Raw genomic sequence first — 12,804 nt, 5'->3', positions numbered from 1 at the left:
GAGCCCATGCCGGTCAATGCCCTCTATCGTGACGACTTCTATCTCTCGACGTGCGAGGCGGTCGTCACCGCCATTCACGAAGACGGGGGCATCGAACTGGACCAGACCTGCTTCTATGCGACATCAGGTGGCCAGCCTGGTGACACCGGCCAGCTCGAACGTGCCGACGGCAGCAAGATCGCGCTCGGTCAGACGAAGCATGGTCCAGGCAAAGATGTCATCATCCATGTGCCGCTCGAAAACGAGCCGCGGCCTGCGGTCGGCGAGACGCTGGTGCTGCATGTCGACTGGCCGCGCCGTTACAGGCTGATGCGCATGCACACGGCCTGCCACCTGCTTTCCGTCGTCTGCTCCTATCCGATCACCGGCGCTGCCGTCGGCGAGGAGGAGAGCCGCGTCGACTTCGATATGGCCGAAACGATCGACAAGGACGAGGTGACGACCAAACTGATGGAACTGGTCGAGCAGAACCATCCGGTCTATCTGCAATGGATCACCGACGAGGAGCTTACGGCCAATCCCGACATCGTCAAATCGAAGAACGTGCGCCCGCCGCTGGGGCTCGGGCGCGTCAGCCTCGTCTGCATCGGCGAGAACTCCTCGATTGACAGCCAACCCTGCGGCGGCACACATGTCTCCGAGACTCAGGAAGTCGGCCGGATCCATATCGCCAAAATCGAGAAGAAGGGCAAAGAGAACCGGCGCTTCCGCATCCGCTTCGGCACGCCCGGCGACGAAGCCTGACCATCAAGGGAGACCATCATGAGTGAGACCAAGAGCCGTTTCGTCGTTTCGGCCGACTGGCTGCAGTCCGAGCTCGGCAAAGCTGACCTGCGCGTGCTGGACGCCTCCTTCTATCTGCCGGCGCAGAAGCGCGATGCTGATGCCGAATATGCGGCCGGCCATATTCCCGGCGCCATCCGCTTCGATCAGGACAAGATTGCCGATCATTCAACGTCGCTGCCGCACACGATCCCCTCGCCCGATTATTTTGCCGCCGAAGTCGGCCGGCTCGGCATCAGCGAGAATGATCGGATCGTCGTTTATGACGGCATCGGCCTGTTCGCCTCGCCGCGCGTCTGGTGGCTGTTCCGGGTGATGGGCGCGAAAAACGCCTTCGTTCTCGACGGCGGTCTCGACGGCTGGAAGGCCGAGGGCCGTCCGCTGGAAACCGCAGCACCCAAGCATGTGCCGGCGACCTTTACGCCGAATTTCGATGAAAGCCGCGTGGTGACGCTCGATACGATGCGCGACATCGTCTCCAGCGCCGCGATGCAGATCGCCGATGCCCGCAGCGCCGGCCGCTTTGCAGCCGCCGAACCCGAACCGCGTGCCGGCATGCGCTCCGGCCATATGCCCGGCGCCCGCAGCCTGCCATCCGGCGTCTTCGCCAACCAGGGCCGGTTCAAGTCGCTGCCCGAACTCAGGCAGACGATCGAAGATGCAGGCATCGATCTTTCAAAGCCTGTCGTCACGTCTTGCGGCTCGGGAATCACCGCCGCCATTATCACGCTGGCGCTGGAATCGCTCGGTCATCACGACAACAAGCTTTATGACGGCTCGTGGAGCGAATGGGGCAGCCGTGACGATACGCCCATCGTCGCCGGTCCGCCGACGCCGGTCAAAGCCTAATCGCCATGGGGAAGACACCCGCTTCGCTGAAAGCTCACATCACCCGGCTCGAAATGACGGCGCCGCCGAAGGCAAGCATGCCGGTGCCCGTCAATATCCAGACGGCGATCATGCGCGCTCCCGAGATCCCATTGCCCTTCTACCGCTATCTCTACCGGCAGGTGGGTGCGCGCTGGCAATGGGTGGATCGGTTGCGCATGAGTGACGAGCAGCTTGCCGAGACGCTAAACGACAAGCGCAACAATATCAGCGTTCTCTACGTGAACGGCGCGCCCGCCGGATTCTACGAATATTTCTGCGAAGACGAGGATATGATCGAGCTCAGCCATTTTGGCCTGATCGAACATGCGCTCGGTCTCGGCATCGGCAAATGGTTCCTGCTGCAGGCGCTCTATGCCATCTGGTCGCTCAATCCGAAGCGGGTCACCACCACCACCAACAATCTCGACCATCCGCGTGCGCTGCAGCTCTACCAGATGTACGGCTTCTCTCCCGTTTCGACCGGCACCGGCATCGTCCGGCCGCTCAGCGACAAGGAGCTTCTGGAGATTGCGCGGAAAAGCTGACGGCTTCTTTCCCGACGTCAGCGGAGGTGGGTAACGCCGCGTCAGGCTATTCGGGCGGCGCGGGTCGTTTCGGCGTTCGAAATCGAGCGTGCGGCCCGACTGTTCCTTCAGTTCCGCCACTTCCCGGCGCAGAGCCCTGAGCTCTTCCAGTATTTCTGCATTCTGTTGCGCCAGCAGCGCCAGATCGATGTCGGCCAAGGCGTTCTCCTTTCGGCTTACAACGTACGCGCAGAAGATACTCCGCTTTTCACTCTCCGGCGATCTCATATGCAGACGCAGGCAAGAATCGGGTGGCTTGCCCGCTCGTCCAGGTGCATTTCATGGCAATCACAAAGGAGATCTGCCATGACCGCCATTCGTTTTGTCGCCATGCCGACGACCGACGCCGAACACCTCTGGAACGGCGGCCGCGACGCCTATGACAGGCTGCCCGAGACGATCGTCTCCGATGGTCCCGGCCATCCCTGCCGCCATTGCCTTCAGAATATCGATGCGGGCCAGGCGTTGCTGGTCTTTGCCTACCGGCCCTTCCCCGAGTTGCAGCCCTATGCCGAAACCGGCCCTGTCTTCCTGCACAAGCAGCCTTGCGCACGCTATGCCGCCGAAGAGATCATGCCGCCGATGCTGACGACGAGCCGTGACTTCATCGTCCGCGGCTACAGCGAGAACGACCGCATCGTCTACGGTACCGGCGCGGTGACTGAGATCGGCGATATTCCGGCCTATGGCAAAGAGCTGCTGGGACGATCTGATATCGCCTATGTGCATGTGCGTTCCGCGCGCAACAACTGCTTCCAATGCCGGATCGACAAGGTAAAGGCGCCGGCCCTGGCGGAGACCGGCGCCTGATAGGCGGAGGGCGAAGCGCAACAGGAAGTCGTCAACTCGCCCGCACGCTCCTTCTGCAGTGATCGGCGAGGCAGTTTCGGTTTCCCCTGACGAATGCTGTCGGGATCGCGCGCCCTCGAATCTTATTAAACGCCACGCAAGGCAATGATCCGCGAACCTGCGGCCGCCTGCCGTTGGTGTGCGAGCGGCGCATATCCGGGCGATGCAAAGAGACCACGGATGGCATCCATATCGTGAAACTCGATGATCAGCATATTCGTCGCCTGCCAGCCTTCGAGTTCGAGCGGCGCGTCATCGAGAGCAATGAGGCGGCCGCCGGCCTTTGCCACCAGAGGCAGGGCCTTGGAGCGGTAATCGGCAATGGCTTCGGGGTCGTGGATATCGAGATCGACAACGAGATAGGCGGACATGTTCATATCCTTTCAATCAATGTGAAGTTTAGGGATGTTTTTTTGCGTGCAGCGGCGCGCTTTATGGCAAGTGCCGCCACTTGACCATGCGCTTCCGGAGATCGAGTGTGCCGCCATCCACGGTGAAGCTGCCGTCACCGCGATGATGCATGGTCCGTCGTTCCTTGCGGCTCTCGTCAATCCAGATCCTCTTTGCTTCGAGGATGAAGAGATTGTATCGATCGACGAAGCTCGGATCGGCAACACGGCATTCGATATTGGCAAGGCAGTCCACCAGCAACGGCGCCGCGACATCCTTTGCTGGACGAGTCCTCAGGCTGAACCGCTCGAACTTGTCCACCGTGTCACCGGAGCAATTACCGATGTCCACCACGGTTTCGGCAAGATCGACCGCTGGAATCGCGATCACGCATTCGCCGGTCTTTTTCAAGGTCTGGTGGCTGAAGTCCCAAGGGCCGATGACGCAACCGATCAGCGGCGGCGCATGCTGGATCATCATGTGAAAACCCATCGTCATCACATTGGGCGTTCCCTCAAGGCTCGTCGTCACAAGAACGATCGGGCCGGGTTCGAGCAGGCGATAGGTCTGGGAAGCGGAAATCTCATTCATCGTCCGGCTCCTTCGTGAGTCTCTTCCCCGCATGTATGCGGGGAAGCTGAAAGACCTTCTGGTGTGGTTACCAGCCCTGTTCGACCGGCAGAACGAAGAGTTCTGCGACATTCACATGGGCAGGCGCCTGCGCCGCGAAGACGATGGTGTCGCCGATGTCTGCGCCCTGCAGGAACGTCATCTGCTTGGCAAGGTCGTCCATCTGCTTGATATAGCCAGGCTCCGTGATGTGATCATACAGCTCGGTCGCCACGGCGCCTGGCTGGATGCACGTCACCCGAATGTTGTGCTTCTGGCCCACTTCCATGCGCAGGCCGTCGGAGAACGCGGCCACCGCATGTTTGGTGGCGCAATAAACCGACAGGCCTTTGAAGACCTTGCGGCCAGCAATCGACGACATGTTGAAGATGTGGCCCGAATGTTGATTGATCATCTGCGGCAGAACTGCAGCAGTGGTGTTCAGCAGGCCTTTCACATTGACGTCGACCATCCGGTGCCATTCGTCGACTTTAAACTGATCCACATCCGAAAGCGGCATCAGGCCAGCATTGTTGACGAGAATGTCGATCGAACCATAGGCACCCACCAGCTTTTTGACGCTGGCTTCGACGGAGGCTGGATCGACCACGTCCATTTCGATCACGAGGGCTTCACCGCCCCCAGAGGCGATCTCCTTTTGGAGGCCTTCAAGTTTGTCGGTGCGACGGGCGGCGATACCGACCTTTGCGCCGGCCTCGGCGAGCTTCAACGCGGTAGCGGCACCGATGCCGCTCGAGGCGCCGGTGACCAGCGCGATTTTTCCATTGATATTCGTCATGGTTTATCTCCTTGACTGGGCGCCCTTCCAACCGAAAGGACGGTCGTGTTCGACAAGGAGGAACATAAGGAGGAGTGATCGATCCCTCTCTCGGGACCTTGCGAGACCTGTCGGGATCTTGCTCAAATCCGCAAGGACCAAGCTGAAATGCTAAAGCATGTCGCACAAAAGTGTGCAGCGGTTTTGCGACAACGACATGCGTAGAAACCAAGACCTAAAGCGCAATGAGCGAATCTGAAAAAGATCGCGACGCGCTTTAGCTGCGACGGTAGTCGCTGGGGGAGACGCCAGCCTCCCGGCGGAAAATTTGAGCAAAATGGCTAGGGCTCGAATACCCCACGGACATGCCGATCTCGATGATGCTGGTGCTGGTTTCCTGCAGAAGTTGCTGGGCTTTGGCTATGCGTTGGCGAATGAAATAATGGGATGGAGAGAGGCCGGTGGCCTTCTTGAAGAGGCGGCTGAAGTGAAAAGCGCTCATGCCGGCCGTTTGCGCCAGACGTGCGAGATCAAACGGCTCTTGAAGGTTGGCTTCCATGAATGCGATCGCCCGCCGTAGCTTGGCGCCCGGGAGTGCATTTGACGGCCGTGCCTCTGCGTCGAATGTTGCATATTGTCGGATAAGGTGAACAGCGAGCGTCTGCGCCAATCCCTGCACGAAGAGCCGACTTCCCTGCCCTTCTGCCGTCAGTTCAGCATGGATCAGTTCCAGCATGCTGGAGAGATGTTGGTCGCGGCCGCCCGATATGTCGCGCAGGCGCATGGCGCTGGCAGCCTTGCCGAGAACCCCTTCCGCCACCCGGTCAAACAACGGAACGGAGAGATAGAGATGCATTACCTGGAAAGGTTCGTCTCCCTCGGCGTGCCAGCGCATTTCGTATGGCGTGGGCGACCGCGTCAGAAAAAAGTCCCCGACTCTGACTGTATTGGCCTCCCACTCCCCGCCCAGATCGCGTTCCTCGACACATGCCTGACCTGAGATCACCCAAACAACGAGAGGCTCGGCGACCGCTGGGACAAGAAAGGGATGTTGCACCTTCAGGCGGGAAAACACCTGCACGAATATATCAGTCCAGGCTGGTCCATCCCCGCTGACGAGTGTGCTGCCGGCAATATATGTTTCGAGGCCGATAGGTGATGTTCGAAGCGGAACCGGCGATGTTTGCTCCCGACTATCAACCGTCATTGCTGCTCCGTTTGGATGGCGACTGCCCATCAGCATGATACGATGCCAACTGATCGGGCGGGACACAACTCGTCGCGCTGCGTGACGAGGAAAAGCATAGCTCCAACGCCGCCGACGGTCGCGGTTCGATTACAGGTGCGCCGTCATACAAAGAAGGCGGCATCCCTTCGGATACCGCCCTGCCGGCCGAAAATAGCGCAGTAAGTCGTCACCTGGAGTCAGCTAGCTTACGCTACGTTCAGCACGCTCTCCGGCGCAAAGGCTTCGTAGCCAAGTGCGTCGGCGACCGGCTTGCTGGTGATGCGGCCCTTGTGGACGTTGAGGCCGTTCCTCAGATGCTTGTCTTCGGCGATGGCGCGCAGACCGCGATCGGCAAGCGCCAGGCCATGAACCAATGTGGCATTGTTCAGCGCGTGCGCCGAGGTGACCGGCACGGCGCCCGGCATGTTGGCAACGCAATAATGCACGACGCCGTCGACTTCGTAGGTCGGATCCGAATGGGTGGTTGCATGCGAGGTCTCGAAGCAGCCGCCTTGGTCGATGGCGACATCGACGATGACGGAGCCCTTCTTCATGCCGGAGAGCATCTCGCGGGTGACGAGCTTCGGAGCAGCAGCGCCGGGGATCAGCACGGCGCCGATAATGAGATCGGCCGAGAAGACTTCCTCCTCCAGCGCCTGGATGCTGGAATAACGCGTGTGGATGCGGCCCGAGAAGATATCGTCAAGCTGGCGCAGGCGCGGTAGCGACTTGTCGAGAATGCTGACATCGGCGCCAAGGCCGGCGGCCATCCTGGCGGCATGCAGGCCGACAACGCCGCCACCGATGACCGCGACCTTGGCCGGCAACACGCCGGGTACGCCGCCGAGCAGGACGCCAAGGCCGCCATTGGCCTTCTGCAGCGCGGTCGCTCCCGCCTGGATCGACAGGCGTCCGGCGACCTCCGACATCGGCGCCAGCAACGGCAAGCCGCCGCGCTCGTCGGTCACCGTCTCATAGGCGATCGCGGTAACGCCCGAGGCGATGAGACCCTTGGTCTGTTCGGGATCCGGCGCCAGATGCAGATAGGTGTAGAGAAGCTGGCCGTCACGGAGCTGCGCCCATTCGGCGGGCTGCGGCTCCTTCACCTTGACGATCATGTCGCACTTTTCGAAGATATCCTTGGCGGAGGCGGCGATCCTCGCGCCGGCCGCGGCATAGGCGGCATCATCAGCGCCGATACCGACGCCAGCTTTGGTCTCCACCCAGACCTCGTGGCCGTGGGCAACATATTCGCGCACCGAAGCCGGCGTCAGACCGACGCGATATTCATGATTCTTGATTTCCTTCGGGCAACCGACACGCATGCGCGTTCCTCTCAATTTTATCTCCGCGGCCGCGGATTTTTCAGATGAGGAATCCAACCATCAAGGCAGTGAAATGTCCTTGCAAAGACGATTTGCGAAGAGGTGATTTTTCGGCGATTATTGCGTTCATTCTATCTTTTTTCGAAAGTTCTTCGAATGGCCGATCTCGACACCATCGATCTTGCGATTCTTAAGGCGCTGCAGGCCAATGCCCGCATGACCAATGCGGAGCTTGCCGAAAGGATCGGACTGTCGCCTTCGGCCTGTTCGCGCCGGCTCGATATCTTGGAAAGAAGCGGCGTCATCGGCGGCTACCATGCGCGGCTTTCACACAAGGCGCTCGACTACAAGATGATCGCCATCGTGCATATCTCGCTCTCCGGCCAGTTCGCCAAGACTCTGGCGGAATTCGAGGCAGCGGTGAAGCTCTGTCCGAACGTACTCGTCTGTTACCTGATGTCGGGCGAATACGACTATATCCTCAGGGTCGCCGCCCGCGACCTCGAGGACTATGAGCGCATCCACCGCGACTGGCTGTCGGCCCTTCCCCACGTCGTCAAGATCAATTCGAGCTTCGCGCTCAGAGAAATCATCGACAAGCCGAATGTCGGCCTTTGAGGCCTTGCATCTTTGCCGAAAGCCTGTCCAGACTTCGATGCGCGCGGGCGTTTCCCGCTCATTGGCAAGTCATGACATCGAAGACCCAAGGCTATATTTTCGCGCTGTTGGCGCTCACCATTTTTTCACTGCAGGACGCCATCTCGAAACATCTGGCGACGGCCTATCCGCCAATCTTCGTGACGATGATCCGCTACTGGGCCTTTGCGCTTTTCACGATCATCCTCGCGTCAAAGATGCGCGGCGGGATTAAGACGACGGCCCGCACCAAACGCCCCTTCCTGCAGGTGACGCGCGGCGTTCTGCTTGCGGTTCAGGTGGTTCTGGCCATCACCTGTTTTGCCGTGATCGGCCTTGCCCGTTCACAGGCGATCTTTTCCGCGACGCCGATCCTGATCGCACTGCTGGCGATGCCGATCCTCGGCGAGCGGGTCGGGTGGCGGCGGTGGGCAGCGATCGGCGCCGGACTTTTCGGGGTACTGCTGATCCTGAAGCCGGAAGGCGAGTTTTTCGACGTGAAGCTGCTTCTCGCCGTCATTTCCTGCTTCAACTTCGCCTTCTACGTTATCGCCACCCGCCTGGTCAGCCGCGACGATTCGTCGATGACCAGCTTCTTCTATACCGGCGTCGTCGGCGGCGTCACGATGACGCTGGTCGGGCCGTTCTACTGGAGCTGGATGGCGCCGGGCGACTGGGGCTGGATGGCGCTCGTCTGCATGACCAGCATCTCCAGCCATTATTTCCTGATCCGCGCCTACGATGTTCTCGATGCCGCCGCTGTCCAGCCGCTGACCTATCTGTCGCTCGTCTATGCCTCTATCATCGGCATGGTGATCTATGGCGAAACGCTCAGCTTCAACATGATCGTCGGCTCGGCGATCGTGGTTGCCGCCGGCATCTTCACCGTCTGGCGCGAACATGTGGTGGGACGCAGAGCGGCCGCCGCCAACTGACGGTTTCACTGCAATTTTAGCCAAGCCCCTAAAACCATTTCAATTTTCCGGCGCTATGCTCCCCGGCTGTACCAAGGGAGACAGTATGACCCGCAACTTGAAAATCACGGCCCGAAAGGCCGACCGAAAAAACTGCCGCGTGTTCGGCCATGTCAAATATCTGAACAGCCAGGTGGATGCCCGCATCCTCAACCTATCGCCGACCGGTGCCGCCCTGGAGATGAAGGGACCGCTCCATGCCGCCTCCGGCAGCAAGGTGCGCATCGAGGCCGAAAACCTCGGCCTGCTCGAAGGCGTCATCCGCTGGAAGCACAATGGCCGAGTCGGCATCCAGTTCGACGTGAATTCGAATGCGCGGGCACAGATCTCCTCCTATTTCCGCTTTTTCCACAAGGAGATGCGGCCTGTGCTGGCGGTACGCCCGCTGGTTAGAACCGCCACCAACGTCGAGCGGACGCCTCACTTGGCGACATCGACGCTGAAATCGTAAGGCTGCACCCTTTGGCCGAAGGAGCGGCTGAGATCGTTCCAGTAGCTGCGATCGACACCGACCGCCGAGGGTGACCGTGGCCCTACGTCTGCGGCAGCCGGGCGCCGAGTGACTGCACCATAAATTGCATTTCAGAGCCACGACGCTTTTCCGGCGGATTGTTTCGACGTCCTGTCATTTTCGCAGTGTACTCCTCGCCAAATCGTCCTAATTCTGACGGGCCGGACGATGCATGATCCTGAAGGAGAGTTTCCATGTCTTCCATTTTCGATGTTGGTGTAATGAGCCGCCGTTCCCTGCTCGGCGGCCTGGCCGCCACTTCCGCCCTGGTGCTGCTGCACCCTTTCAGCGCGCGCGCCAGCGCCAACCAGGCGCATCTCAGGCTGATGGAAACGACCGATATTCACGTCAACGTCTTTCCCTATGACTATTATGCCGACAAGCCGAACGACACGATGGGCCTGTCGCGCACCGGGACGATCATCGACGGTATCCGCGCAGAGGCCATCAACTCGCTGCTGATCGACAATGGCGACGTGCTGCAGGGCAATCCGATGGGCGACTACATGGCCTATCAGCACGGCATGAAGGACGGCGACGTCCATCCGGTGATCAAGGCGATGAACACGCTCGGCTATACTGTGGGCACGCTCGGCAATCACGAGTTCAACTACGGCCTCGACTTCATGTTCAAGGTCCTATCAGGCGCGAACTTCCCCTTTGTCTGCGCCAACCTGACCAAGGGCCAGCTCGCCTCGGACCCGAAGCAGGACGATCTCTTCTTCAAGCCCTACATCATCTTGGAAAAACAGATCAAGGACGGCGCCGGCAACGAAAGCCCCGTCAAGATCGGCTTCATCGGCTTCGTACCGCCGCAGATCATGCTCTGGGACATCAAGAACCTTGAGGGCAAGGCTCAGACGCGCGATATCGTCGAGGCGGCCAAGGCCTGGGTTCCCGCCATGAAGGAAGCCGGCGCCGATATCGTGATTGCGCTCTCGCACTCCGGCATCGATGGCAGCGCACCGTCCGAAAAAATGGAAAACGCCTCGCTGCATCTCGCCGCCGTCGATGGGATCGACGCGATCTTCACCGGCCACCAGCATCTCGTCTTCCCAGGCCCGAAGAGCTGGGACGGCGTCGCCAATGCCGATCCCGTCAAGGGCACGCTGCACGGCAAGCCCACCGTGATGGCCGGTTTCTGGGGCTCGCATCTCGGCCTTATCGACCTGCTGCTCGAAAAAGACGGCAACAGCTGGAAGATCGTCGATTTCACCTCGGAAGCACGACCGATCTATCATCGCGACGACAAGAAGAAGGTGGTTGCCGACTACGCCGACAAGAAGGAAGTGGTCGAAGCCGCCAAGGCCGAGCACGAGGCGACACTGACCTATGTCCGCACCCCCGTCGGCAAGACATCCGCGCCACTCTATTCCTACTTCGCACTGGTCGCCGACGATCCCTCCGTGCAGGTCGTCAGCCAAGCCCAGACCTGGTACATCAAGCAGATGCTCGCCGACACCAAGTTCAAGGACCTGCCGGTGCTTTCGGCGGCGGCCCCCTTCAAGGCCGGCGGTCGCGGCGGCGCCGACTACTATACCGACGTTCCGGCCGGCGATATCGCCATCAAGAACGTCGCCGACCTCTATCTCTACCCGAACACGGTGCAGGCGGTTGCCATCACCGGCGCCCAGGTGAAGAACTGGCTCGAAATGTCAGCCGGCATGTTCAATCACATCGAGGCCGGCTCGAAGGATGCGGCGCTGCTCAACAACGATTTCCCGTCCTACAATTTCGACGTCATCGACGGCGTCACCTACCAGATCGACCTGTCGCAGCCGCCGAAATATGATTCATCAGGCAAACCGATCAATCCGGACGCCAACCGCATCCAGAACCTCGCCTTCAATGGCAAGCCGATCGATCCGGCTCAAAAGTTCGTCGTCGTCTCGAACAACTACCGCGCTGGCGGCGGCGGCAATTTCCCCGAGATCACCGCTGATAAGGTGATCTTCCAGGCGCCGGATACCAACCGCGATGTCATCGTCCGCTATATCCATGATCAGGGCACGATCAATCCGTCGGCCGACGCAAACTGGACCTTCAAGCCGCTCCCGGGCACGACCGCGACCTTCGAAAGCGGCCCGAAGGCGAAGCAGTTCCTCGCCGAGGTCAAGAGCGTGAAGATCGAGGATGCCGGCGAAGGCGCCGACGGCTTCTCGAAGTTCAGGCTCGTCCTTTAGGCGAAAAAATATGTCGACGAAGGCGCGGCGCCTGCGCCTGCGCTTTCGTCATTCGGCCGCAAGCGGCATACCGGGCTCGCGCAGTTCGGCGATCTGAGCGTTGAAATCGGCGTGGTTTGGGCAGGCGGAAAGCCTCGTGCGGAACGCATCGATCATCCACGTGGCAGCGGGTCCGGGCGGGTTAGCGAGCTGGCGCACGGAATAGATGGCATATTCCCCCTGTTCGTAGGCATCCAGATCGAGAGGGACAAGCGCGCCGCTCACGAGATCATCACGGATGAGCGAAGCCGGAAGGCCACCCCAGCCAAGACCGGCCTTGATGAGCTGATGCTTCGTCGCAATATCGCTGACGCGCCATGTCTTGTAGGACAGAACATTGAAATCACGCCCCTTTGTCAGACCCGACGCATCGGTGACGACAAGCTGCACTTCCTCGCGCACGTCGCCGAGCATGAGCGGCCGGTCGATCGCAACAAGCGGGTGGTTGCGCGCAGCAACCGGCAGCATGAAGGAATGACCGATCCGCTCTGTGACGACCGAATCGTCCTGCTTTAGAACTGCGCCGCCGATCCCGATCGTCGCCTTGCCGCTGAGGACGAGATCCATGACCATCCCAAGTTCGCCGACGTTGAGGTTCAATGAAACGGACGGAAACATCTCGCGAAATTCGCGCAGGACCTCCACCAGGGCCCGCGAAGGCACCATGACACTGATGGCGACGGAAACCTCCGCTTCGAGCCCTTCCCTCAGGCTCTTGACGCGCGCCCGCATGACCTGCAAGTCGCCGAGAATGCGTCGCGCATCCTCCAGCATCGCCTTGCCTGCCTCCGTAAGCTTCGGCTGGCGCGCACCGGAGCGCTCGAAAAGCGGCACTTCAAGCTGCGCCTCCAGGTTGGCGATCGTATAGCTCACGACCGACTGGGCACGGTTCAGCGCCCGCGAAGCGGCCGAGAAGCTGCCGGTCTCGGCAACGGTCAGAAACACCTGCAATTGGTCCAGAGTCGGGTTGGGCAGCATCTTCTATCCATTCCATCGATAGTTTCGATCGACATTATCACCGTTTTTTCGATAGCAGGCCAGACCT

14 protein-coding genes and 1 pseudogene are annotated in these 12,804 nt (G+C 60.2%); 8 read left to right on the top strand and 7 right to left on the bottom strand.

The genetic code is table 11. The annotated features are described in order from the left end of the window. The first annotated feature begins 6 nt into the window (after positions 1–6). Genes AB8B31_RS08275 through AB8B31_RS08265 form a run of 3 tightly spaced genes read left to right on the top strand, consistent with a single transcriptional unit; the run spans position 7 to position 2,198 of the window. Positions 7–744, top strand: coding sequence for an alanyl-tRNA editing protein (locus tag AB8B31_RS08275; RefSeq protein WP_018241737.1), 738 nt, complete (start codon positions 7–9; stop codon positions 742–744). 18 nt (positions 745–762) lie between these two features. Next, positions 763–1,632: a 3-mercaptopyruvate sulfurtransferase gene (gene sseA, locus AB8B31_RS08270; protein ID WP_018241736.1), complete on the top strand. Its 870-nt coding sequence runs from the start codon at positions 763–765 to the stop codon at positions 1,630–1,632. Positions 1,633–1,637: 5 nt separating this feature from the next. Continuing rightward, positions 1,638–2,198, top strand: coding sequence for a GNAT family N-acetyltransferase (locus tag AB8B31_RS08265; protein ID WP_017963991.1), 561 nt, complete (start codon positions 1,638–1,640; stop codon positions 2,196–2,198). 33 nt (positions 2,199–2,231) lie between these two features. On the opposite strand, the pseudogene AB8B31_RS08260 reads toward AB8B31_RS08265, so the two are convergent. After that, a pseudogene (locus tag AB8B31_RS08260) lies at positions 2,232–2,465 on the bottom strand (hypothetical protein); the annotation flags it as partial. A 78-nt stretch (positions 2,466–2,543) separates the two neighbouring features. On the opposite strand from AB8B31_RS08260, the gene AB8B31_RS08255 reads away from it, so the two are divergent. After that, positions 2,544–3,047 carry a DUF1203 domain-containing protein gene (locus AB8B31_RS08255; RefSeq protein WP_018241734.1) on the top strand — a complete coding sequence of 168 codons (504 nt, stop codon included), beginning with the start codon at positions 2,544–2,546 and terminating at the stop codon, positions 3,045–3,047. 125 nt (positions 3,048–3,172) lie between these two features. On the opposite strand, the gene AB8B31_RS08250 is transcribed toward AB8B31_RS08255, so the two are convergent. From AB8B31_RS08250 to ald, 5 genes are all read right to left on the bottom strand, one after another. Then, positions 3,173–3,457: a DUF1330 domain-containing protein gene (locus tag AB8B31_RS08250; RefSeq protein ID WP_026188366.1), complete on the bottom strand. Its 285-nt coding sequence runs from the start codon at positions 3,455–3,457 to the stop codon at positions 3,173–3,175. Positions 3,458–3,518: 61 nt separating this feature from the next. Continuing rightward, positions 3,519–4,067: a flavin reductase family protein gene (locus tag AB8B31_RS08245; protein WP_018241732.1), complete on the bottom strand. Its 549-nt coding sequence runs from the start codon at positions 4,065–4,067 to the stop codon at positions 3,519–3,521. Between the two features lie 67 nt (positions 4,068–4,134). Beyond that, the gene (locus AB8B31_RS08240) at positions 4,135–4,884 is read right to left on the bottom strand and encodes an SDR family oxidoreductase (protein ID WP_018241731.1); all 750 of its coding nucleotides are present in this window, start codon (positions 4,882–4,884) and stop codon (positions 4,135–4,137) included. A gap of 256 nt (positions 4,885–5,140) precedes the next feature. Beyond that, positions 5,141–6,070, bottom strand: a complete 930-nt coding sequence (locus AB8B31_RS08235; protein WP_032980114.1) for a helix-turn-helix domain-containing protein — start codon at positions 6,068–6,070, stop codon at positions 5,141–5,143. A gap of 227 nt (positions 6,071–6,297) precedes the next feature. Continuing rightward, the gene (gene ald, locus AB8B31_RS08230) at positions 6,298–7,416 is read right to left on the bottom strand and encodes an alanine dehydrogenase (protein ID WP_018241730.1); all 1,119 of its coding nucleotides are present in this window, start codon (positions 7,414–7,416) and stop codon (positions 6,298–6,300) included. A 156-nt stretch (positions 7,417–7,572) separates the two neighbouring features. Here ald and AB8B31_RS08225 point away from each other — a divergent pair, with 156 nt between their 5' ends. The 4 genes from AB8B31_RS08225 to AB8B31_RS08210 all read left to right on the top strand — a co-directional run bounded on the left by AB8B31_RS08225 (position 7,573) and on the right by AB8B31_RS08210 (position 11,720). After that, positions 7,573–8,034 (top strand): Lrp/AsnC family transcriptional regulator, encoded by a 462-nt coding sequence (locus AB8B31_RS08225; RefSeq protein ID WP_018241729.1) that lies wholly within the window; start codon positions 7,573–7,575, stop codon positions 8,032–8,034. A gap of 71 nt (positions 8,035–8,105) precedes the next feature. Beyond that, entirely contained in the window at positions 8,106–8,987 is an 882-nt protein-coding gene (locus tag AB8B31_RS08220; RefSeq protein WP_018241728.1) for a DMT family transporter, read from the top strand. A gap of 85 nt (positions 8,988–9,072) precedes the next feature. Then, positions 9,073–9,477 carry a PilZ domain-containing protein gene (locus AB8B31_RS08215; protein ID WP_018241727.1) on the top strand — a complete coding sequence of 135 codons (405 nt, stop codon included), beginning with the start codon at positions 9,073–9,075 and terminating at the stop codon, positions 9,475–9,477. A gap of 254 nt (positions 9,478–9,731) precedes the next feature. Further along, positions 9,732–11,720, top strand: coding sequence for a bifunctional 2',3'-cyclic-nucleotide 2'-phosphodiesterase/3'-nucleotidase (locus AB8B31_RS08210; RefSeq protein ID WP_018241726.1), 1,989 nt, complete (start codon positions 9,732–9,734; stop codon positions 11,718–11,720). A gap of 48 nt (positions 11,721–11,768) precedes the next feature. Here the strand turns inward: AB8B31_RS08210 and AB8B31_RS08205 are convergent, their stop codons facing one another. Further along, positions 11,769–12,737 carry a LysR family transcriptional regulator gene (locus AB8B31_RS08205; RefSeq protein ID WP_018241725.1) on the bottom strand — a complete coding sequence of 323 codons (969 nt, stop codon included), beginning with the start codon at positions 12,735–12,737 and terminating at the stop codon, positions 11,769–11,771. Positions 12,738–12,804 lie beyond the last annotated feature (67 nt).

This window comes from Rhizobium sp. 62_C5_N11_2 (assembly GCF_051811185.1).
Taxonomy (GTDB): Bacteria; Pseudomonadota; Alphaproteobacteria; order Rhizobiales; family Rhizobiaceae; genus Rhizobium; species Rhizobium leguminosarum.
The sequence above is the reverse complement of the archived record's forward strand: the minus strand, read 5'-3'. Positions and strand labels throughout refer to the sequence as shown.

Bases quoted from the DNA above. Each gene is read 5' to 3' on its own strand.
- AB8B31_RS08225 (WP_018241729.1), top strand. From the start codon at position 7,573: ATGGCCGATCTCGACACCATCGATCTTGCGATTCTTAAGGCGCTGCAG.
- AB8B31_RS08250 (WP_026188366.1), bottom strand. From the start codon at position 3,457: ATGTCCGCCTATCTCGTTGTCGATCTCGATATCCACGACCCCGAAGCC.
- AB8B31_RS08245 (WP_018241732.1), bottom strand. From the start codon at position 4,067: ATGAATGAGATTTCCGCTTCCCAGACCTATCGCCTGCTCGAACCCGGC.
- AB8B31_RS08205 (WP_018241725.1), bottom strand. From the start codon at position 12,737: ATGCTGCCCAACCCGACTCTGGACCAATTGCAGGTGTTTCTGACCGTT.
- ald (WP_018241730.1), bottom strand. From the start codon at position 7,416: ATGCGTGTCGGTTGCCCGAAGGAAATCAAGAATCATGAATATCGCGTC.
- AB8B31_RS08255 (WP_018241734.1), top strand. From the start codon at position 2,544: ATGACCGCCATTCGTTTTGTCGCCATGCCGACGACCGACGCCGAACAC.
- AB8B31_RS08220 (WP_018241728.1), top strand. From the start codon at position 8,106: ATGACATCGAAGACCCAAGGCTATATTTTCGCGCTGTTGGCGCTCACC.
- AB8B31_RS08275 (WP_018241737.1), top strand. From the start codon at position 7: ATGCCGGTCAATGCCCTCTATCGTGACGACTTCTATCTCTCGACGTGC.
- AB8B31_RS08240 (WP_018241731.1), bottom strand. From the start codon at position 4,884: ATGACGAATATCAATGGAAAAATCGCGCTGGTCACCGGCGCCTCGAGC.
- AB8B31_RS08210 (WP_018241726.1), top strand. From the start codon at position 9,732: ATGTCTTCCATTTTCGATGTTGGTGTAATGAGCCGCCGTTCCCTGCTC.
- AB8B31_RS08215 (WP_018241727.1), top strand. From the start codon at position 9,073: ATGACCCGCAACTTGAAAATCACGGCCCGAAAGGCCGACCGAAAAAAC.
- sseA (WP_018241736.1), top strand. From the start codon at position 763: ATGAGTGAGACCAAGAGCCGTTTCGTCGTTTCGGCCGACTGGCTGCAG.
- AB8B31_RS08265 (WP_017963991.1), top strand. From the start codon at position 1,638: ATGGGGAAGACACCCGCTTCGCTGAAAGCTCACATCACCCGGCTCGAA.
- AB8B31_RS08235 (WP_032980114.1), bottom strand. From the start codon at position 6,070: ATGACGGTTGATAGTCGGGAGCAAACATCGCCGGTTCCGCTTCGAACA.